The sequence below is a fragment of the Microbacterium sp. che218 genome, assembly GCF_040436305.1.
Classification (GTDB): Bacteria; Actinomycetota; Actinomycetes; order Actinomycetales; family Microbacteriaceae; genus Microbacterium; species Microbacterium algihabitans.
In genome coordinates this window covers 2,468,171-2,488,679 of record NZ_AP031501.1, presented here as the reverse complement: position 1 = coordinate 2,488,679, position 20,509 = coordinate 2,468,171, and the positions used below count along the sequence as shown (strand labels likewise).

The following is a 20,509-nucleotide window of genomic DNA, read 5'->3' as shown; positions in this document are numbered from 1 at the left end:
CGTCACGCAGAAGGAGACTCATGAGCGTTCCCCTGAGATTCGGCTACAAGGCCTCGAGCGAACAGTTCGGGCCCAACGAACTGCTCGAGTTCGGCGTGCTGGCCGAGGAGGTCGGCTTCGACTCGGTCTTCCTCTCCGACCACCTGCAGCCGTGGATGCACGACGGCGGTCACGCCCCCAACGCCCTCCCCTGGCTCGGCGCCCTGGGTGCGCGCACCGAGCGCGTCATCATCGGCACGAGCGTGCTCACCCCGACCTTCCGCTACCACCCCGGCGTCATCGCGCAGGTGTTCGCGACCCTCGGCGTGATGTACCCCGGCCGCGTCGTGCTGGGCGTCGGCACCGGCGAGGCGCTCAACGAGGTGACCCTGGGTCTCGAGTGGCCCGAGCCGCCCGAGCGCTTCCAGCGCCTCAAAGAGGCCATCACGATCATCAACGAGCTGTGGGCCGGCGAGCGCGTCACCTACGAGGGCACGTACTACTCGGTCAAGGACGCCACGATCTACGACCGCCCCGAGCAGAAGGTGCCGATCTACATCGGCGCCTCGGGCCCGGCGGCCACGCGTCTGGCCGGCCGCATCGCCGAGGGCTACATCACCACGAGCGGCAAAGACCCCGAGCTCTACACCGAGAAGCTGCTGCCCGCCCTCGACGACGGCCTGTCGAAGGCCGGCCGGTCGCGCGACGACGTCGACACCCTCATGGAGGTGAAGGTGTCGTACCACCCCGACCACGACACCGCGATGGAGAAGACCCGCTTCTGGGCCCCCCTGGCGCTCACCGCCGAAGAGAAGATGAGCGTGCACGACCCGATCGAGATGCAGCGCCTCGCGAACGAGCTGCCGATCGAGCGCGCGGCGTCGCGCTTCATCGTCTCGACCGACCCCGACGAGCACGTCGAGCGCATCGCGCAGTACGTCGACCTCGGCTTCCGCCACCTCGTGTTCCACGACCCCGGGCACGACCAGAAGGAGTTCCTGCACATGTACGGCGAGGAGATCCTGCCCCGCCTGCGCAAGCGGTTCGCCTGAGGCGCCGGGGTGGCGAGGGGGCTGCACGTTTCGCGGCACCCCGCCACCCCCGCACGGGAATGTCGCATGCCCGGCACACAATGGAGGCGATGAGCATTCCTGACACCTCCGGCTGGACGATCGTCGTGCCGGTCAAGCCCGCCGCGGTCGGCAAGACCCGACTCACCGACGTCGGCACCGACCGCGAGGCCCTCGCGCGCGCCATCGCGCTCGACACCATCGCCGCCGCGTCCGCCGCCGATCTGGTGTCGCGCGTCATCGTCGTGACCGACGACGAGGGCGTCCGCTCCGAGTTCCGTCGCTCGCGCACCATCGAGGTCGTGCCCGAGGGCGACACCCGTGGCCTCGACGCCGCCATCGCCCTCGGCGCCGAGGCGGCAGGAGTCGGCGTCCCGCGCGCGGCCCTGCTCGGCGACGTCCCCGCCCTGCGCCCCGCCGATCTCGACGCCGCGCTCGAGCTCGCGGCATCCGTCGAACGGGGTCTGGTCCCGGATGCCGAGGGCACGGGCTCCACGCTCGTCACCGCTCGCGCCGGGGCGGTGTGGGTCTCGGCCTTCGGGCCCGATTCCGCCGCGCGCCACCGCCTGCTCGGCTGCACCGACCTCGCCGTGGAGCGCGACTCGACACTGCACCGCGACGTCGACACGGCGGCCCAACTGTCCGAGGCCGTGGCGCTGGGCGTGGGTCCGCGGACGTCGGCGGTGCTGGCGGCTGCTGCGGCCTGAGCCGGCCGGAGCCTCAGGCCCCCAGCGCCGCCTCTGCGATCGCGGCCGAGGTCGCCTCGTCGCGCATCCACAGCGGGGCGACGAGGGCGCGGATCCCCGCGGCCTCCACCTCGGGTGCCGCTGACGCGTCCTCCTCGGCGAGCAACCACGCATCGAGCACGCCGTCCGCCGACCGCGCGCCGTAGTGCCGGGCGACGGCCGCGGCGGAGGTCTCGACCCCGATCGCGGTCAGGCACACGTCGGCCATGCCGCGCACGACCCGCCCGCCGATGATCGGCGAGACGCCGACCACTTTCGCCGACGTCTGCCGCACGGCATCCCGGATCCCGGGAACCGCCAGGATCGGACCGATCGACACGACGGGGTTCGACGGTGCGATCAGGACGACGTCGGCCGCCGCGATGGCCTCGGCGACGCCAGGGGCGGGCACGGCATCCGCGATACCGGGGTTCTCGAAGGCGCGGGGCGTAAGCTTCGCGCGGTGGCGCGTCCACCACTCCTGGAAGTGCAGGCGCCCGCCGTCGTCGAGCAGCACGTGGGTGTCGACCTCGCTGTCGGTCATGGGGAGCATCCGGATGCCGAGCGGCCACCGCTGCGCCATGCGCGCGAGCACCTCGGTCGGGGTGAGTCCGTCGCGCAGCCAGCCCGTGCGCGCGAGGTGCGTTCCGAGGTCGAGGTCGCCGAGCGTGAACCACGGCCAGCCCGCGCCCCACGCCTGCAGTTCTTCGTTGACGCGCTCCGTGTCGCCCTCTCGGCCCCAGCCGCGCTCGGTGTCGTTGACTCCGGCGAGGGCGTAGGTGATCGAGTCGACGTCGGGCTGGAGCCGCACGCCGGAGAGCCAGAGGTCGTCGCCCGTGTTGACGACGACGGTGGCCTCGGGGGCGTTCAGCCGGCGGAGGGCGGCGCGGACGCCGAGGGTGAACTTCGACCCCCCGACTCCACCGGCGAGGACGACGACACGAGGCTGCGAGAGAAGCATTGGTTCAGTCTTCCACCCAATGTGGAGTGCGCGCCGTCGGCGAGACACGTCACCCCGGCGTCCCCAGCACGAACGGCGCGAACATGAGAGTTCTCACATCTGGAATTGCTGCGGGCCTTGCTCGACAACACGAGGCAACGACACTCGAGATGTACCTTGCTGACAATGGCATCGCCATGCCGAAGTGGGGCGAGCCGGGCGCGGAGGAGGCTTGGGGCGAGATCTCTCGCAGGTACGCAGATGCAGCAAGCGGCGAGGTGCACGTCGTCCTAGGCTCGAGTATGCGCCCAGGCAACATCTGGGAAACTCGTGAACTCGGCGCGCTTCAGTCCAATCCCGACGTGACCCGGATCGTAGCCATCGATCCCAGTACCGGCGCAACGCGCACGATCTTCGAGAGGTAATCATGACGACCCTGGACGACGCGCTGGTTGCGTACATCTGGAAGCCCGGATCCTCGATCCCGGGCAAGCATCCTGGGGCCATTGCCGACTCGGCGGCGAGAGTCGAAGTGGAAGCAGTCATTGCCGAGTTGGACGCTATCCGTCCTGACGCCGATGCAGCGGATCTCATGCCGTGGGCAGACAGGAAGGCCCGCGAGATTGCAGCCGCTCATCCGGATATCGGTGACTCCGGCACCCGCGCGCTGCGGGACCTCCTCAGTTGGACGTGGCGCTAGAGCAGGGGAACCCGCAGCGGACTGACACGCTGCCGGAACGGGCCATCGCTCGCCGATTAGCGGGTCCGCCGTGTCTGACAGCAGTCGAGAACGGAGCATGCTGCGCTCGTGCGGCAAACTCGGGGACCTCCTGAGTGAGTTGCGGGCTCTGATGAATGAGGGAGCTGGGCTTCTCCGGACTGTGCCGCGCCGCTCTCCCGGGTCGAGAGCGCGGACGGGGATCCCGAACAGTTTCCGGATGACTTCCTCGACGACGTCGAGCCTCCAAGCCCTGGTGATCGCGCATGAGTGACACGGCACAAGCGGCGCTCCGGTTTTTGCAGGCGCTCGAGCGTCTCCCGAAGTACACGGGGATCGTTTTTCACGGACTCCCGTCGATTCCGAGACTCGCACCGGCGCGCTGGACTCGGGGTGTCACCGCGACAAGGAGAGATCCGCGGATCGCAACGGAGAATTTCTCGACACCGGCTATCGCTGCCATCGTCACCCGCACCGGACGCGACATCGAACCGTTTTCGACCCACCCCTCCGAACAGGAGATCGTCCTCCCGCCTGAGGTCGTCCTCCTCGAGGTGGCCCGAGCTTCACTCCCTGACGGTCGTCCCGTGGTGATCATCGAGCAACTCGCCGAGCAGGATCCGTCCGCGTCGCTGCCCCCGACGCTGAATGCGCTTGTCGAGCAGGTGCAACTGACGCTTCAGAGTGCGCTGGAGTCCCCGGATTCGCCGATCACCACGCGCGGGAAATTCGTCGAGCCCTTCTTTTTCCTCGACGAAGGCTGAGGAGAAGCGCGCTTCGCGACTGGACGTGGCGCTGACTCAGGCGCGGCCACGCAGCGGCCGCCACGTCGCGCGACGCCGACGCGGGGCCATCGACGTCGGCCACCACGCCGCGAGTCGCGACAACAGCGACGAGAGGGCGGACGGTGCGGGAGGTGCGGGAAGCATGGTTCCAGCCTCGCCGCACGGCATCCGTCGCACATCATCGCAACGGACGAAACGTTTCCTCCTCGAGGATGATCCCGGCTACTGCGCGAGCAGCGTCGGGTCCAGCGCCTCCGCGGCCGCCTTCGCCGCGACCGGCAGCGCCTCGAGCACGCGGTCGAGAGCGACCTCGTCGTGGGCGGCGGTGAGGAACCAGGCCTCGAACACGCTCGGGGGCAGCGAGACCCCGGCATTCAGCATCGCGTGGAAGAACGGGGCGTACCGGTACGACTGCTGCGTGAGGGCCGTGGCGTAGTCGAGGGGCACCTCGGGCAGGAACGCCACGCCGAACAGCGAGCCCGCGCGCGGGACGGCGTGGACCACGCCCTCGGCCGTCAGCGCAGCGTCCAGCGCATCGGCGACCTGCGTGGCCGCGGCGTCGACCGCGGCGTAGACCTCGGGAGTGGCGAGGCGCAGGGTCGCGAGGCCCGCGGCCACCGACAGCGGGTTCCCTGACAGCGTGCCCGCCTGGTACACGGGGCCGAGGGGCGCGAGGTGGTCCATGATCTCGGCGCGACCGGCGAGCGCCGCCAGCGGCATGCCGCCGCCGATGACCTTGCCGTACGTGAGGATGTCGGGCAGGTAGCGCTCACCCTGCGACGCCTGCAGACCCCAGAAACCGGCGGGGTGCACGCGGAATCCGGTGAGCACCTCGTCCATGATCAACAGGGATCCGTGGCTGTGCGCGATGTCGGCGAGGGCGGCGTTGAAGCCGGGGAGCGGCGGGACGACACCCATGTTGGCCGAGGCGGCCTCGACGATGATCGCGGCGATGTTCTCGCCGTGCACCTCGAACACCTCCCGCACCGCGTCGAGGTCGTTGTACGGCAGCACGAGCGTCTGCGCGGCGATCGGCGCGGGAACGCCCGCCGACCCGGGCAGCGCGAGGGTCGCGACCCCCGATCCGGCGGCGGCCAGCAGGCCGTCGGAGTGGCCGTGGTAGTGCCCGGCGAACTTGATCAGCAGGTCGCGACCGGTCACACCGCGCGCCAGACGGATCGCCGTCATCGTCGCCTCGGTGCCCGTGGACACCAGTCGCACCTTCTCGATCGGCTTCAGGTCTCCGACCTGCACGCGCTGCGCGACGAGGTCGGCCAGCTCGACCTCGGCCCCTGTCGGAGCACCGAAGGACAGACCTCGGGATGCCGCGGACTGCACCGCCCCGACCACCTCGGGGTGCGCGTGGCCGAGCAGGGCCGGACCCCACGAGGCGACGAGGTCGACGTACTCGCGACCCGCGGCATCCGTGATCCGAGGGCCGGACGCCGACTGCACGAACCGCGGCGTGCCGCCCACGGAGCCGTACGCGCGCACGGGCGAGTTCACGCCGCCCGGGATGACGTCCTTGGCGCGAGCGAACCACTGGTCGTTGAGATCGGTCATGGCATCCATTCTTCCGGGCGCCCCTGCGTGAGGGGTCGAAAAGTGTCGCTTCGACGCCGGCCAGGCGACGAGAAGGGACCCCTCACGCGTGAGAGGAGACAGCTCAGAGCTCGGCGCGGAGCCAGCGGGCGGCCTCGACGGCCCAGTACGTCAGGATCGCGTCGGCACCGGCGCGACGGATGCCGAGCAGGCTCTCCATGATCGCGCCCTGGCGGTCGATCCAGCCGTGGGCCGCCGCGGCCTCGACCATCGCGTACTCGCCCGACACCTGGTACGCCCACACGGGCACGTCGACCGAGGCCTTCACATCGGCGAGTACGTCGAGGTACGGCAGCGCCGGCTTGACCATGACGACGTCGGCGCCTTCTTCGACGTCGAGCAGCGCTTCGTGCACGCCCTCGCGACCGTTGCCGGGGTCGAGCTGGTACGAGCGGCGATCGCCCTTCAGCTGCGAGTCGACGGCCTCGCGGAACGGGCCGTAGAACGCCCCCGCGTACTTCGCCGAGTAGGCGAGGATCAACGTGTCGGTGAAGCCCTCGGCGTCGAGCGCCTCGCGCACCGCGCCGACCTGGCCGTCCATCATCCCCGACAGCCCCAGCATCGCCGAGCCCGCACGCGCCTGCGCGAGACCCATGGCGGTGTAGCGCTCGAGGGTCGCGTCGTTGTCGACGGCCCCGTCGTCACGGAGGACGCCGCAGTGCCCGTGATCGGTGAACTCGTCGAGACACAGGTCGGTCTGCACGACCACCGCATCGCCGACCTCCGCCACCACGGCCTGGGTGGCGCGGTTCAGGATGCCGTTCGGGTCGTCGGCGCCGGAACCCACCGCGTCGCGCACCTCGGGCACACCGAAGAGCATCACCCCGCCGATGCGCTGCTCGGCGGCCTCGGCGACGGCGCGGCGGAGGGAGTCCATCGAGTGCTGCACGATGCCGGGCATCGAACCGATCGGGCTCGGCTCGGTGATGCCCTCGCGCACGAACATCGGCAGCACGAGCTGCGAGGGCACGAGGTGGGTCTCGCGCGCGAGACGACGGACGGCGGGGGTGCGGCGCAGGCGCCGCGGGCGGTGCTCGGGGAAGCTCATGAGGTCGATTCGTCGGAGTGCAGGGGGAAGCGGGCGACGGCTTCGATGAGGGAGTCGACGGTCTGGGTCTCGGCCACCACGTCGACGCTCAGACCGGCGCGCTTGGCGTCTTTGGCGGTGCGAGGGCCGATGGCGGCGATGACGGTGGATGCCGGGATCTCGGGGAACTGGTCGACGACCTGCTCCGCGACCGAGCCACTGGTGACGAGGATGGCGTTGATGCGACCCGAGGTGACGTCGGCCGCGATCTTCTCGGTCACGGGCACGCCCACCGTGCGGTAGGCCACGACGCTGCGCACGTTGTGACCGGCCTCGATGAGCAGGCGCGTGAGCACGGGCTTGGCGATCTCGCTGCGGAGGGTCAGCACGTTGCGCGGCTCGGTCTCGATCGCGATCATCTGCTCGGCCATGCCCTGAGCGGAGTTGTCACGCTCGGGCACGAGGTCGACGTGGTAGCCGACGGCCTGCATCGCCGCGGCCGTGGTCTCGCCCACGACGGCGACCTTGGTCTGCGCGGGGATCACGGCCTTGTAGGCGTAGAGCACGTCGACGGTGGTGGCACTGGTGAGCGTCAGCCAGTCGAACGCGCCGTCGGCGAGGTCGGCGAGCGCCTGGTCGAGGGTGGCCTGGTCGTTCGTCGGCGCGAAGTTGATCAGCGGAGCGATGACCGGAACGGCTCCGAGCTGGCGCAGGCTGGCGGCGACACCGTCGCCCCAGGGGCCTCCGCGCGGCACGAGCACGCGTCGACCGGACAGAGGTTTGGGCACGCCGCCCGTCGAGGGGTTCGGCGTGTTCCAGTGGCCTTCATTCATGTGGTCGACTCTCGTGGTACCAGGTCGGCCGCCCCACGTTCGAGCAACCGACGCGCGGCTTCTCGGCCCGCTCGCGCCGCTCGCGCGATCGTTCCCCCGTCGTCGGCAGCATCCGCTCCATTGCCACTGCCCGTTTCCCCACCATACCCCGGCGAGAGACGCACGGTTCGGTCGATGCCGATCCGTTGCGTTCCATCGAGCGCGTAGACCACGGCCCGCAGACGCAGATCACCCTCGGTGAGCGAGGCGTGCGTGCCGACGGGGGCGCTGCACCCGGCGTCGAGGGCCGAGAGCACCGTGCGTTCCGCGGTGATCGCGACCCGGGTGTCCTCGTCGTCGAGCTGCGCGAGGGCCGCGAGGATCTCGGGGTCGACGTCGGCGCGCGTCTCGACGGCCAGCGATCCCTGCCCGGGAGCCGTCGGCCACTCCGACAGGCCCAGAGCCTCGGCCTCGAGACCGCCGAGGTCTCCCCCGAGCCGCGACAAGCCGGCGGCGGCGAGGATCACGGCATCCAGTTCGCCGTCTCGCACGCGCGCGAGGCGCGAGTCGACGTTGCCGCGGATGTCGCGGATGTCGAGGCGCGGGTTGTGCCGCAGGGCCTGCGCGATGCGGCGGGGCGAACCCGTGCCCACCCGCGCGCCCGGGGCGAGAGAGCCCAGGGGAACACCGTCGCGCGTCACGACGACGTCGCGAGCGTCTTCACGCACCGGGGTCGCGGCGATCACCAGGCCGTCGGGCTGCTGCGTCGGCAGGTCTTTCAGCGAGTGCACGAGGAAATCGCATCGATCGGCGGCGAGCGCCTCGCGCAGACCGTTGGCGAAGACGCCGCGTCCGCCCAGCTGCGAGAGCGACGCGCGGTTGACGTCGCCCTCCGACACGATCGGGACCAGTTCGACGGGGCGACCGGATGCCGCGGCCACGGCGTCGGCGACCATCTGCGACTGCGCCATCGCCAGGGTGCTGCGGCGGGTGCCGAGGCGCAGAGGTGCGCTCACTGGAGGATCTCGGGGATCTCGTCGAGGGAGACCAGACGGCCCGTGTAGAACGGCACCTCCTCGCGCACGTGACGTCGGGCCTCGGTGTAGCGGAGGTCGCGCATCATGTCGACGAGGTCGGTGAGCACGTCGGCCTCCATCGGCAGGAGCCACTCGTAGTCGCCGAGGGCGAACGAGGCCACCGTGTTGGCGATGACGCCCTTGTAGGCGGAGCCCTTCTTGCCGTGCTCGATGAGCATCTCGCGGCGCTCCGCCTCGGGCAGCAGGTACCACTCGTAGCTGCGCACGAAGGGATAGAGGCACAGCCACTGCTGCGCCTCGATGCCGCGGAGGAAGCCGGGCACGTGCGAGCGGTTGAACTCGGCGTCGCGGTGCACGCCCATCGCATTCCACGTGGGCAGGAGGTTCTTCAGCAGCTCGGTGCGGCGCAGGCGGCGCAGATCGCGCTGCAGCGCCTGGGGGTCTTCGCCGTGCAGCCAGACCATGAGGTCGGCGTCGGCGCGCAGGCCGCTGACGTCGTAGAAGCCGCGGACGGTGACGCCGTCGGCCTCGATGAGCGAGACCAGGTCGGCCAGCTCGGTCGCCTCGGAGGCGACGACGGGGTTCTCGGGGTCGCGGCGGAACACGGCCCAGAGCGTGTAGACGGAAGAGGAGCTGTCATCGGACATGCTCCTAGTCTCGTCTCGTCGGGGCGGGGGTCCAAACCCGTTGACTCGGCGGTGAAGCACCGCAGGACTCCCCGCGCGAACGCCGAAGCGGCCCGGTCCGAGAGGACACGGGCCGCTTCGAGACGGATCAGCGCGTGTAGGCGCGCACGAGGCCCCAGACGGCGAGGCCCACGAGGGCCGCTGCGCCGGCGACGGCCGCGATGGCCACCTCGGGGTTCTGCTGCGCCTTGGTGCGGATCTCCTGCACCTTGCGTTCGACGGCTTCGCTCGCGCGACGCGGGGCGTTGGCCTTCACTTCGATCGCTGCCAAGGCCGCGCGGAGTTCGGCGCGGGCCGACTTCACGGGGTCGGTGATGCCCAGCGGGACCGCGGTGCGGGGAACGGGGACGGGGCGATCAATACTCATCGCGGGCCTCCTTCACGATGCGGACGTCTTCGGAGATGGCCGTGCCGGGGTTCTCGCGATTCGCGAGCTTCTTGAACCGCAGGTACCCGAGCAGAGCGAGGATCGCCGTGATCACGATCATCACCGCGAACACGACGAGCGCCGACAACCACACCGGCCACCACGAGGAGAGCCCGGCGATGACGAAGGCGAAGAACACCGGGATGGCCCAGAAGACCACGATGAGGGCGCCCACGAACCAGCCGGCGCCGATCCCGGCATCTTTCGCCGTGCGCTGCGCCCAGGCCTTGGCACCGTTGATCTCGGCGACGACGAGGTTGCGCACGAGCTCGGGGATGTCCCCGATCAGCGTGAACAGGCTGTCGTCGGAACGATCGCGGAATCCGCGGGGAGTGGTCATGCGGTCAGCTCCCGGATGCGCCGGAACCACCCTGAGCGGCCTTGGCGCGCGTGGTGGCGGACTTCTCGGCGCGCTTGGCGTCGTCGACGGAGTCTTCGACCACGTCGGCGACCTCGTGGGCCGACTGCTTCGCGGCGCGACCGGCGCGCTCGGCGCGCTCCTGCACGGTGCCCGAGCCGCTGGCGGCACCGGTGACCGACTTCGCGCCCTTCCACACCACGCCGGGGACGGACTTCAGGGCCGAGACGCCGAACGCCTTGACCTTCTCCACCTGTCCCTGCACGACGGGCTGGTCCCAGACCTTGCCGGCCTGCGTCTTGATCTGCTCATACCGCTGGCGGCCGGCGCGTGCTCCGAGCACGTAGCCCGCCACGAGTCCGACGACGAGTGCTGCTTTGCCCCTCATGGGGTCTCCTCACGCTCGATCGAGTGCTGGTCGACTCTCACAGTAGTCACGTATGCCGCATCCGGCATCCGCCCTTGACAGCACGACGCCCATGCACGAGGGCGAGGGCGCTCAGCTGCGCCAGAGAGCGGCGCTGCGCACGCGGTCGGCCTCGTCGCGCGCGTCGGGGATGACCTGCGCCAGCCCCGTGCCCGACACCCACGCACCCGTGACCCCGAGGCCGTCCACGGCGCGGACCGCGGCGCGCGCGGCCGACGTCGCGGCGGCGCGCCCGATCGTGGCCGCGGGTTGCGACTGCACGTACCGCACCCGGTGGGAGTCGATCAGGGCGGATGCCGGCAGCTCCACCCCCAGCATGGCTGCGGCCTCGGTGCGCGCCAGGTCGGCGGCGGCGTCGTCGTCGAGCGCGGCCGTGGCGGGCTCCTCGCCCTGCGCGCCGAACGAGACGCGCACGACGTGCACGCCGGGCTCGGCCGCGTCGCGCACCCAGTCCCACTTGGCGCTGGAGTGCGTCATCGCCTTCGCGACGTGACTGCCCGGCACCGTGAGCACTCCGGTTCCGCGCGGAGCGGCGTCGAGCACCGGAGCGTTCACCACCAGAGTCACCACCTCGACGACGGGAGCGATCGGGTCGCCGAGCTCGAGGCCCTTCACGACGGGGGCGAGCAGTTCGCGGGCCGGCCCCTCGGGGAGGGCGACGAGCACCGCGCGTGCGGCGAGCGGCTTCTCGTCGACCGAGGTGACGACCGCCCAGCCGTCGCTCGTGCGCTCGAGCTTCTCGGCGGCCACACCGCGGCGCAGCTCGACCCCGGCCTCATCGAGCACCTCGACGAGCCGGTCGACCAGGCGCGACATGCCCCCGACGATCCCCTGCACGGCGCCGCCCGGCGCGGGGGCCTTGCCCGCACCCGTCGCGACGGGCACGTCGGATGCCGGAGCGTCGGCCGGGCGCGTGGCGGGGCGGCTCGCGCGGAGCTCGGCCACCGCACCGGTGAGCGACCCGACGCGCGTGAGCGCGGCGTTGAGGCCGGGAGCGGCGAGATCGACGTCGATATCGTCGGGCCGCGCGGAGTAGACCCCGCTGGTGACCGGCGCGACGAGACGGTCGAGCACTCGCGAGCCCAGGCGCGAGCCCACGAGCTTGCCGAGGCTGTGCGTGTGGCCGATCGTGAGCGGCGGACGCAGGCGATCGAGATAGGCGCGCCACGCCCCCGGCCAGCCGATCACGCGTCGCACGTCGGGGGCGAAGGGATTGTCCGGGATGCCGAGAACCCCGCCCTTCGGGAGGGGCGCCGCCCCGACCCCGGGCACGCCCGCGACCCACGCACCGGCCGGATTCGGCGAGACGACCTCGCCCGCGAGACCGAGCTCGTCGAGGAGCTCGCGCACGATTCCGCCGCGCGTCGCAAAGCTCTCGGCACCGACGTCGAGCGTCATTCCGCCGACCTCGGCCGAGCGGACGACGCCGCCGAGCACGTCGGTCGCCTCGAGCACCGTCACGCGCAGCCCGACCTTCGCGCACTCCCGCGCGGCGACGAGGCCCGAGACGCCCCCGCCGATCACGACGACGTGCGTGTCGTGGGCCTGGCGCACGAGCCGGTCGAGGGACTCGCTCACGCGTCTTCTCCGTGGGCCCGGGCGACGATGCGCGTCAGCACCGTGGGGTCGGTGTCGGGCGGGACGCCGTGACCGAGGTTGAGCACGTGGGCACGGGCCGCGCGTCCGCGCGCGAGCACGTCGTCGACGTGGGCGGCCAGCACGGGCCACGGCGCCCCCAGGAGCGCGGGGTCGATGTTGCCCTGCAGCGTCACGTCGGGGCCGACGATCGCGGCCGCCTCGTCGAGCGGCATCCGCCAGTCCACGCCGACGGCGTCGGCCAGGCCGCCCAGGCGCATGTCGTCGAGGAACGCGCCCGTGCCGACGCCGAAGTGGATGCGCGGCACCTCGATGCCCTCGAGCGCTTCGGTGGAGTGCGGCGCGATGAACTCGCGGAAGGTCGCGGTCGAGAGGGATCCCGCCCACGAGTCGAACAGCTGCACGGCCTGAGCGCCGCCCTCGATCTGCGCGTCGAGGAACGCCCGCGACGCCTTCGCGAGCCACCCCGCGAGACGGTGCCACGATTGCGGATCGGCGTGCATCATGCCGCGGGCGCGCAGGTGCTCCTTCGAGGGACCGCCCTCGACGAGGTACGCGGCCAACGTGAACGGAGCGCCGGCGAAGCCGATGAGCGGCACCTGGTCGCTCAGCTCGGCCGTCACCCGGCGGGCGGCCTCGCGGATCGGGTCGGCCGCGGCGGCGACCTCGGCCGGATCGATCGAGGTGACGCGCTCGACGTCGGCGGCGGTGCGCACGGGATCGGCGAACACCGGACCGCGCCCCGGCTCGATGACCACGTCGACCCCGGCCAGTCGCAACGGCACCACGATGTCGCTGAAGAAGATCGCGGCATCCACGTCATGTCGACGGATGGGCTGCAGCGTGATCTCGGCGGCGAGGTCGGGCGTCAGGCACGCGTCGAGCATGCGCGTGCCCACCCGCAGCTCGCGGTACTCGGGAAGGGAGCGACCCGCCTGGCGCATGAACCACACGGGCTGGCGCTCGGGACGGTCGCCGCGGAGGGCACGGAGAAGGGGCGCGTCGGGTGTGGCCATGGCATCCATCCTCCCATCCGACCCCTGAGCGCGAGGGGGATGCCTTGACGTCGAGAGGCCACCCGGAATACCCCGAGGAGGCCGGGCGTAGAATATCCACGTGTTGTTGTGCGTCAGCGCGAGTCACAAGACCGCGCCCTTCGAGCTCCTCGAGCGGCTCAGCGTACCCAGCACCCCCGTCGCCCCCTTGATCGCCGCGCACGACGACCTCGTGCAGGGTGCCGTCGTCGTCGCGACCTGCAACCGTTTCGAGGCCTACGTCGACATGGACGAGCCCGTCACCGCGGCCGTCGCCCTCGGCATCGACGCCACCCTGAGCGCGATCGAAGCCGCCACCGGCGTGCCCGCGAGCGAGCTCGAGGGGTCGTACACCGTGCTCGGCGGCGACGACGTGGCCGAGCACCTGTTCTCGGTGGCATCCGGTCTCGAATCCGTCGTCGTCGGCGAGGGCGAGATCGCCGGTCAGGTGCGCCGCGCACTCACCGAGTCGCGTCAGCTCGGCACCACCTCCGCCGAACTCGAGCGCCTGTTCCAGCGCGCCTCCGAGGCGCAGCGCGGCGTGAAGAACCACACCGCGATCGGTCGCGCCGGTCGCTCGCTCGTGCGCCTGGGCCTCGAGCTCGCCGACAGCCGCATCGCCGACTGGTCGACCCTGCGCGTGCTGCTCGTGGGCACCGGTGCCTACGCCGCCGCCACCGTCGCCGCCCTGCGCGACCAGGGAGCCGAAGACATCTCGGTGCACTCCCCCTCGGGTCGCGCCGCGAAGTTCGCCGCCAAGCACGGGCTGCGCGCGATCTCGGCCGAGACCTTCCCCTCGGCCGTCGCGCACGCCGACCTGGTCATCACCTGCACCACGAGCGAGCACCACGTCGTCAGCGCCGCGACCTTCGCCGCCGGACGCGGGGCCTACGAGACCGCCGTCGACGACAGCACCGGCGTATGCCCCGTCGACCACACCGCGCGTCGCCTCGTGATCGACCTGGGCCTGCCCCGCAACGTCGACCCCGACGTGGCCACGGTGCCCGGTGTCGACCTGCTCGACCTCGAGACCATCCGCCTGCACGCCCCGCTCGAAGAGCTCCAGGCCACGGATGCCGCGCGCGACCTCGTGCGCGACGCCGCCCGTCGCTTCACCTCGGTCGGCGAGCGCAAGAACATCACCCCCGCCGTCGTCGCCCTGCGCGCCCACGTGTTCGGGGTGCTCGACACCGAGGTCGCCCGCGTGCGCGCCCGCGGCGACGAGAACGGCCAGACCGAGCAGGCCCTGCGCCACCTCGTCGGCGTGCTGCTGCACACCCCGACCACACGGGCGCACCAGCTCGCCGAGACCGGCCGCGCCGACGAGTACATCGACGCACTGTCGGCCCTGTTCGGCATCGAGGTGGCCGAGCCCGCCGCTCCCGCGCGCGGGGAGATCGCCGACGCGGGCTGACTCCCCCTCGGGCAGGATGGATGCCGTGAGCACTCCGGCATCCGAGGTCTACGTCGTCGCGGGCGAACCCCGCCGGGGCAACGCGCTGCGCTGGATCGCCACCCTCGCCCTCGGCCTTCTGCACATCGACGACGACGCGCCCTCGGTGACCGAGACGGTCATCCGCCGCGTCGACGGCTCGCTCGTGAAGCGGCTGAAGCCGGGGAGCGTCGCGCACTTCGAGGTGCAGATCAGCGAGGCGACCGAGGATCTGCTCGAGATGGATGCCGTGCCCTTCGCCCGCAAGTGGATCGCGGAACCCGCCTGAGCGCACAACCGGGGGCGCGGGTGCCGGGTCACGGAGCGCGAGGTCGCGGAGACCGCGAGACTGCATCTCGCTGACATCTCCGGCGCAGGATGACGCCCCCTTCGTCAGCGAGTTGCAGTCTCGGCGATTTCGGGCACAGTCGACTCCCGCCGAGCGCGCCGTAGAGCGCGCGAGCGCCCCGCGCGCTCGGGTGCGCGGGAGAATGAACGCATGAGCCTGCGCATCACCGACGACCCGGCCGCCGACGAGCTACTGTCGACCAATCCGCTCGCGCTGGTGATCGGCATGCTGCTCGACCAGCAGGTCGCGATGGAGACGGCGTTCGCGGGCCCGCTGAAGATCCAGGAGCGCACGGGGTCGGTCGACGCAGGTGCGATCGCTCATCAGGATCCCGACGAGTTCGCCGCTGCGTTCTCGCAGTCGCCCGCCGTGCACCGCTATCCCGGGTCGATGGCGGGACGGGTGCAGGCGCTGTGCGCGGCGATCGAGCAGGACTGGGGCGGCGACGCCGAGAACCTCTGGACGCGCGACGACCCCGACGGCAAGACCGTGCTGAAGCGCCTGAAGGCCCTGCCGGGCTTCGGCGAGCAGAAGGCGAAGATCTTCCTCGCCCTGCTCGGCAAGCAGCGCGGCTTCGACGGCGCCGGGTGGCGCGAGGCCTCCGCACCCTACGGCGAGGACGGCTCGTTCCGCTCGGTGGCCGACATCGTGAGCCCGGAGTCACTGACGAAGGTGCGCGAGCACAAGCGCGCCGCGAAGGCCGCGGCGAAGCAAGAGAAGGGCTGACTCAGTCAGCGCGGGCGATGAAGCTTCAGTCGACCGATTCGGCTCGTTCCTCGGCGGCCCGCCCACTCACCGCAGCGACCGGATCGCCAGAGCCACCGCCTTGAGTTCGCGGATGCGCCGTTCGTAGGTGGCCGCCACGAAGATGAGCACGGCTCCGGCGATGCCGATCCAGACCCACAGCAGGCCGGACGCGCTCACGTAGAGAGCCGAGATCCACGGCCACAGCTGCGCGACGGCATGCACGATGAGCACGATGCCGGCGAGCAGCACCGGCGCTTGCCACCGAAGACGCGCCCCCGCCAACAGCACCACGAGGGCCACGACGCCGAGGGCGATTGCGCGCCACAGCGCGTTGTCGGCCGTGAAGTCGAACAGCAACGAGGGCACCAGAAGCAGAACGAGCCCGGGGCCGAGGGCCGGCCAGGTGCGCAGGGCCGGACGGCTTCGAAGCGAACGGATGCCGTGGACGACCAGGGCGATCGCGAGCGGAGCGGTGGCCGTTTCGACGGGGTCGGCGGCACCGATCGCGAACGCCGCGACGGCGAGGACCGCGGCCACGCCGAAGGTCGCCCAGAAGACGAGCGTCGCCGAGGAAGCGCGCCAGCACAGCCCGACGGCGAGCACGGCGGCGAGGGTGACGACCAGCCGCAGCGAACCCTCTCCGGTCGCCGAGAGCCGGAGGACGCAGAGCACGACCGCGACCGCCGGAGCCGCGATGATCAGGGCGGTCGGCACCGTGCGCGTGACATCGAGGCGACGCAGCACGACCAGCACCGCCACGCCCAACAGGGGCACGGTGGCGACGAGCATCCAGACGTCGAACAGAGGGGTCGTGAGCTCTCGCACGGAGCGCAGGGAGGCGGCGAGGGCGAGGGCGAGTGAACCGACCGCGGCGACGGGCACGACGAGCGGCGCGAGAGCGCCGCGCAGCCGCAGCGCCGCGCCGAGAACCGCGACCGCCGCGACGACCACGATGAGGGTGCGCACCAGCGACGAGTCCGCCAGCGCGGCCGAGGGTAGGAGCCCGACGGCGAGGCCCGCCGCTGCCAGCCCGACGAGCACGGGCGGGAGCGGGCGGGAGCGCGACAGCAGCGCGCCGGCGACCCACGCCAGGGCGAGGGGCACCGTCATCCACTCGATCGGCCGGACGTCGGCAGCGACGCCGACCAGGGCGACGAGGGCCGCTCCCCCCAGAGCCGCACCGGCGAGCGGAGCCCCCAGCACGGGGCGAGCGAGACGAAGGCAGACGACGCCGAGCGCACCCAGCAGCGCGACGGCACCGACGGCGCGGACGATCGCCCCCTCACCGGCCGCGACCAGCACGGTCTCACCGAGCGCGAAGACGATCACCGCCGTCACCGCTACGGCTCGCGCGAGCCTCGGCGCCCACGCCGACGCGCGGCGGGCGAGCCCCGCAGCGGCGGCCAGGATCGCCGCGGCCGTGACGAGCATGATGAGGTCGACGAGGCCGAGGTCCGGTCGAATCACGGCGTGCCCGATCTGCGAGACCGTGAGCAGCACGAGGGCGAGCGCCCCGGCGGCGCCGACCGCCACGGGGAGCTCGTCGGGAGTGCGCGGCAGCCGCAGCCAGGCTCCGAGCACCAGGACGGCGACCGAGACCAGGGCGATGACGACCGCGCGCGTCAGGTCGGCCGGGTCGGCGAGAGCCGTGGGCACGAGGGCCAGCGTGGCGCCCGACGCGGCGATGACCGCGGGGACGGCGGCCGAGCGCCCCTCGACGAGGCGCCGCGCGCGTTCGTGCCCCGCCGCGAGGGCGAGCAGTGCGAGGCCGACGGGGAGCGTGTAGAGCTCGACGGGTTCGGCGTCGGCCCAGAACAGGCGCGTCCACAGGGCGACGGCACCGAAGACGAGCGCGAGCCAGACGAGGTGCCGACGCGCTCCGCGCGAGGTGAAGAGGCCGTCGGCATCCGTCGCCCACAGCACGGCGGTCACGGCGGCCAGCAGCAGCGGGATCCAGCGGACGCCGTCGGAGGGGACGCCGACGATCGAGAGGAGCACCACGATCGCCGTGCCCGCGTCGAGGAAGACGCGCACCGGCCGATCGTCGCGGAGGGCCCGCAGGGCCACCGCCGCCGCGATCACGGCGATCGCCCCCAGAACGACCGCCCGCGCGAGGGGATCCGCGTCGACGAGTCGGAGCACGGCTCCGGCGGCCGTCGTGACGAGCAGCGGCACCAGCACGGCGGAAGCGGGGCGGGCAACGCGCCACGACCGATACGGCGGCGAGACCACCACCGCGCACGCCGCGGCCGCGACGGCGGCGGAGGCGAGCAGCCACACGTCGATCGCGCGGGCGGCGGGGACGATGCCGGCGAGATCGAGTCGCCAGTCGTCCGCCGCCGCCACGAATCGCGACACCAGGGCGAGGGCACCCGCCACGACGACGACCACGAGGGCCGTGAGCGCCCCCGCCTCGCGCTGGGCGGAGTCGAGACCGAGGCGGCGCGCGAGCGGGACCACCACGATGAGCAGAGCAAGGGTGGCCACGGCGAGGGCGAGCGTGAAGGGAGAGGCGCCGTCGATGACCACCCCGGTTCCGGAGCGCAGCGCCGTCGGTGCGAACAGCGCGCTGACCGCGGCGAACAGCACCACGGCGACGGTCGAGGGCACGCGCAGCGTCGGGTGCGCCCCCGCGACGGCGGCGAGCGCCCCCAGGGCGACGACCGTTGCGAGGGCCCAGGCGAGAGGCGACGAGAACGACAGCAGCCACCCCGTGCCGAGTGCCAGGGTGCCGACCACCGCCGCGAGGCCGATGTCACCGCGGCGACGGCGCAGCACGACGACGGCCGTGACCGCGATCGCGAGGTACCAGAGCACGACGAGGAGCAGCACGCGCAGCTGCGGTCCCGCGAGCAGGGCGACGGTCGCAGCCATGCCGAGCGCGAGGCCGCGACGTTCGACCCAGCCCCCGAAGATCCGCCAGACGAGGATCGTGAGGGCGACCAGCGCCACGAGGGCGATGACGGCGGCGGTGGACGTGGCATCCGGAGCATCGGCCTCGAGGGCGGATCGCCCGAAGATCGCGATGACCCACCGCAGCGGAGCACCGAACGACAGCAGCGCCCAGCCGAGGGGCACGAGAGCGGCCAGGCCCGCGGCGACGGCGGCCGACAGAGCGGCCGAGTGCAGGGTCGTGCGACCCACACCGACCGAGCTGCGCCGCGCAGCGACGTCGAGCACGAGCGCCACGGCGCCCGCGACGAGCACGGGCATGGTGGCCGCCAGCGTCGCATCGGCGGCGCGGGCGACGGTGCCGGCGATTCCCACGCCGAGGGCGAGCACGGCCGCGACCGCGGCCACCGGCGCGAGCCGCGCGGCCCCCTGCCGCGCGAACGACCACGCGTGCACGGCGAGGGCGAGGGCCAGGGCACCCGCGAGGATCACGGGGGTCGCGGTGTTCGCGGGGTCGACGAGCAGCGACATCGCGAGGGCGACGATCGCGCCGAGGGCAGCGATACCGCGCACGATCGCCGTCTCGACCGTCAGCGCGATGCGAGGGCGGGCGAGCCGAGGGGCGAAGGGGGCCGCGAGAGCCACGACCACCAGCACCAGTCCCCAGGCCCACCAACCGAACGCTGCGTCACGGGTGAGCAGGCCCGCGGCCAGCATCGCAGGACCGACGGCGAGCGCGAAGACCGCGGCCGACAGCGGGGCGCGCAGGCGCGACAGACGCGCCCACCCCACGAACGCGAGACCCGCGACCGTCGTGGTCGCACCCCAGTAGACGGCGGCGTCGACGTCGGCCGTCGCCCCCAGGTCGTTCGCGCGCACGGCCCACACGTCGAGGCCGACGAAGGCGATGCCGAGCAGCGCGATGCCCTCGGCGGTCGCGCCGAGTCCGCGCCGCCGCAGGATCGATGCCGTGGCGATCACGCCGGCCGTGACGAGCGCGATGACGATCGAGCGCAGCACGAGCCCGCCGTTGATCCACGCAACGGTCAGGAAGAACGCCGCGGCCACCGCGAGCAGGACGACGCCGACCGAGAGCAGGAGCACCTGCACGCCCGAGCGGCGGGGCCGGGCGGGGTCGGCTGCGGGCGGGGCGACGCCGGGCGGCGGCGCGACGGGCGGTACGGCGGCGGACGGCGGCACGGACCCGGATGCCGCGGCGGCGGGCGCGGCGACGACGGGTGACGCGGCATCGGGTGCGGCCTCGACAGCCGGCGCGGAGCCGGGCGCGGCCTCGACAGCCGGCGCGGCGGCCGTGACGACGGTCGGCGGCTCCCACACCGCGGTGGCTGCCGCGGCGGGGAGCACAGGGTGCAGCTCCCCCGGCGGCGCGGGCTCGGGCGCGGCCTCGGACGAAGGCCCCGCCCCGGGCGCAGGCCCGGCCCCTGGCACCCGCACGGCTGCCGGCGCGAGCGGAATCGAGGGAATCTGCGTTTCTTCGGCCCCGACATCTGCGGGAGCCTTCGCGACAGCGTCTCGGTGGATCCGCAACAGGGCGTCGGCCCGCTCGTCGACCAGCTCGACGATGCGGCGCGACAGGTCGAGCACGCGCGCGGTGCGCGCATCGGTCAGGTCGAGCTCGCAGCGCGGGCAGGGCGAGGTCGTGATGGGTGCGAAGCACGACGGGCAGCGCGAGGTGTCGACGAGCGCCCCCGGCTGCGTGGGCCAGGCGATGCCCGGCAGTGCTCCCCCGTGATCGACTTCCGTCATCGTGCCCCCTCGGCGTCGGTCGTCGCCCCAGGCTAGCGAAGACCGACGACCTGCCCGGGGGTTGTCCGCAGACCGCCATCCGCACCCACGCAAAGAGAA

General features: G+C 72.3%; 20 protein-coding genes. 8 read left to right on the top strand and 12 right to left on the bottom strand.

The features are described 5' to 3' along the window. Positions 1-20: 20 nt before the first annotated feature. Positions 21-1,031, top strand: a complete 1,011-nt coding sequence (gene fgd / locus ABXS86_RS11790) for a glucose-6-phosphate dehydrogenase (coenzyme-F420) (protein ID WP_251509368.1) — start codon at positions 21-23, stop codon at positions 1,029-1,031. A gap of 89 nt (positions 1,032-1,120) precedes the next feature. Beyond that, positions 1,121-1,756, top strand: coding sequence for a 2-phospho-L-lactate guanylyltransferase (gene cofC, locus ABXS86_RS11785; RefSeq protein WP_353664572.1), 636 nt, complete (start codon positions 1,121-1,123; stop codon positions 1,754-1,756). 13 nt (positions 1,757-1,769) lie between these two features. Here the strand turns inward: cofC and cofD are convergent, their stop codons facing one another. Further along, positions 1,770-2,735, bottom strand: coding sequence for a 2-phospho-L-lactate transferase (gene cofD / locus ABXS86_RS11780; RefSeq protein WP_353664571.1), 966 nt, complete (start codon positions 2,733-2,735; stop codon positions 1,770-1,772). A 26-nt stretch (positions 2,736-2,761) separates the two neighbouring features. On the opposite strand from cofD, the gene ABXS86_RS11775 reads away from it, so the two are divergent. From ABXS86_RS11775 to ABXS86_RS11765, 3 genes are all read left to right on the top strand, one after another. Continuing rightward, complete coding sequence (locus ABXS86_RS11775) at positions 2,762-3,139, top strand: hypothetical protein (protein WP_353664570.1); 378 nt, start codon at positions 2,762-2,764, stop codon at positions 3,137-3,139. Between the two features lie 2 nt (positions 3,140-3,141). Beyond that, positions 3,142-3,414: a hypothetical protein gene (locus ABXS86_RS11770; protein WP_353664569.1), complete on the top strand. Its 273-nt coding sequence runs from the start codon at positions 3,142-3,144 to the stop codon at positions 3,412-3,414. 284 nt (positions 3,415-3,698) lie between these two features. After that, on the top strand, positions 3,699-4,196 hold the full coding sequence (locus tag ABXS86_RS11765; protein WP_353664568.1) for a hypothetical protein: 498 nt from the start codon (positions 3,699-3,701) through the stop codon (positions 4,194-4,196). 243 nt (positions 4,197-4,439) lie between these two features. Here the strand turns inward: ABXS86_RS11765 and hemL are convergent, their stop codons facing one another. The 10 genes from hemL to hemE form a co-directional block, all read right to left on the bottom strand. Beyond that, positions 4,440-5,780 (bottom strand): glutamate-1-semialdehyde 2,1-aminomutase, encoded by a 1,341-nt coding sequence (hemL, locus tag ABXS86_RS11760; RefSeq protein WP_353664567.1) that lies wholly within the window; start codon positions 5,778-5,780, stop codon positions 4,440-4,442. A gap of 103 nt (positions 5,781-5,883) precedes the next feature. Next, positions 5,884-6,867 (bottom strand): porphobilinogen synthase, encoded by a 984-nt coding sequence (gene hemB, locus ABXS86_RS11755; protein WP_353664566.1) that lies wholly within the window; start codon positions 6,865-6,867, stop codon positions 5,884-5,886. After that, positions 6,864-7,679: a uroporphyrinogen-III synthase gene (locus ABXS86_RS11750; protein WP_144831607.1), complete on the bottom strand. Its 816-nt coding sequence runs from the start codon at positions 7,677-7,679 to the stop codon at positions 6,864-6,866. Before ABXS86_RS11750 ends, hemB begins: the two co-directional genes overlap by 4 nt. Next, entirely contained in the window at positions 7,676-8,674 is a 999-nt protein-coding gene (hemC, locus tag ABXS86_RS11745) for a hydroxymethylbilane synthase (protein ID WP_353664565.1), read from the bottom strand. The genes ABXS86_RS11750 and hemC overlap by 4 nt, the downstream gene beginning before the upstream one ends. Further along, the gene (gene hemQ, locus ABXS86_RS11740) at positions 8,671-9,342 is read right to left on the bottom strand and encodes a hydrogen peroxide-dependent heme synthase (RefSeq protein ID WP_144831601.1); all 672 of its coding nucleotides are present in this window, start codon (positions 9,340-9,342) and stop codon (positions 8,671-8,673) included. Before hemQ ends, hemC begins: the two co-directional genes overlap by 4 nt. Before the next feature lie 127 nt (positions 9,343-9,469). Beyond that, on the bottom strand, positions 9,470-9,748 hold the full coding sequence (locus ABXS86_RS11735) for a hypothetical protein (protein WP_307207050.1): 279 nt from the start codon (positions 9,746-9,748) through the stop codon (positions 9,470-9,472). Then, positions 9,738-10,148 (bottom strand): phage holin family protein, encoded by a 411-nt coding sequence (locus ABXS86_RS11730; RefSeq protein WP_144831596.1) that lies wholly within the window; start codon positions 10,146-10,148, stop codon positions 9,738-9,740. The genes ABXS86_RS11735 and ABXS86_RS11730 overlap by 11 nt, the downstream gene beginning before the upstream one ends. Positions 10,149-10,152: 4 nt before the next feature. Beyond that, on the bottom strand, positions 10,153-10,554 hold the full coding sequence (locus tag ABXS86_RS11725) for a hypothetical protein (protein WP_144831593.1): 402 nt from the start codon (positions 10,552-10,554) through the stop codon (positions 10,153-10,155). Positions 10,555-10,665: 111 nt separating this feature from the next. Next, positions 10,666-12,171, bottom strand: a complete 1,506-nt coding sequence (gene hemG / locus ABXS86_RS11720) for a protoporphyrinogen oxidase (RefSeq protein WP_353664564.1) — start codon at positions 12,169-12,171, stop codon at positions 10,666-10,668. Further along, positions 12,168-13,205, bottom strand: a complete 1,038-nt coding sequence (gene hemE / locus ABXS86_RS11715) for a uroporphyrinogen decarboxylase (RefSeq protein WP_353664563.1) — start codon at positions 13,203-13,205, stop codon at positions 12,168-12,170. The genes hemG and hemE overlap by 4 nt, the downstream gene beginning before the upstream one ends. Before the next feature lie 100 nt (positions 13,206-13,305). Between hemE and ABXS86_RS11710 the strand changes: the two genes are divergently transcribed. The 3 genes from ABXS86_RS11710 (at position 13,306) to ABXS86_RS11700 (ending at position 15,730) form a co-directional block, all read left to right on the top strand. After that, positions 13,306-14,637 carry a glutamyl-tRNA reductase gene (locus ABXS86_RS11710; RefSeq protein WP_230703813.1) on the top strand — a complete coding sequence of 444 codons (1,332 nt, stop codon included), beginning with the start codon at positions 13,306-13,308 and terminating at the stop codon, positions 14,635-14,637. A gap of 25 nt (positions 14,638-14,662) precedes the next feature. Next, complete coding sequence (locus ABXS86_RS11705; protein ID WP_353664562.1) at positions 14,663-14,944, top strand: hypothetical protein; 282 nt, start codon at positions 14,663-14,665, stop codon at positions 14,942-14,944. Positions 14,945-15,154: 210 nt separating this feature from the next. Continuing rightward, positions 15,155-15,730, top strand: a complete 576-nt coding sequence (locus tag ABXS86_RS11700; RefSeq protein WP_353664561.1) for an HhH-GPD-type base excision DNA repair protein — start codon at positions 15,155-15,157, stop codon at positions 15,728-15,730. A gap of 66 nt (positions 15,731-15,796) precedes the next feature. Here the strand turns inward: ABXS86_RS11700 and ABXS86_RS11695 are convergent, their stop codons facing one another. After that, entirely contained in the window at positions 15,797-20,410 is a 4,614-nt protein-coding gene (locus ABXS86_RS11695) for an SCO7613 C-terminal domain-containing membrane protein (protein ID WP_353664560.1), read from the bottom strand. Between the last annotated feature and the right edge of the window lie 99 nt (positions 20,411-20,509).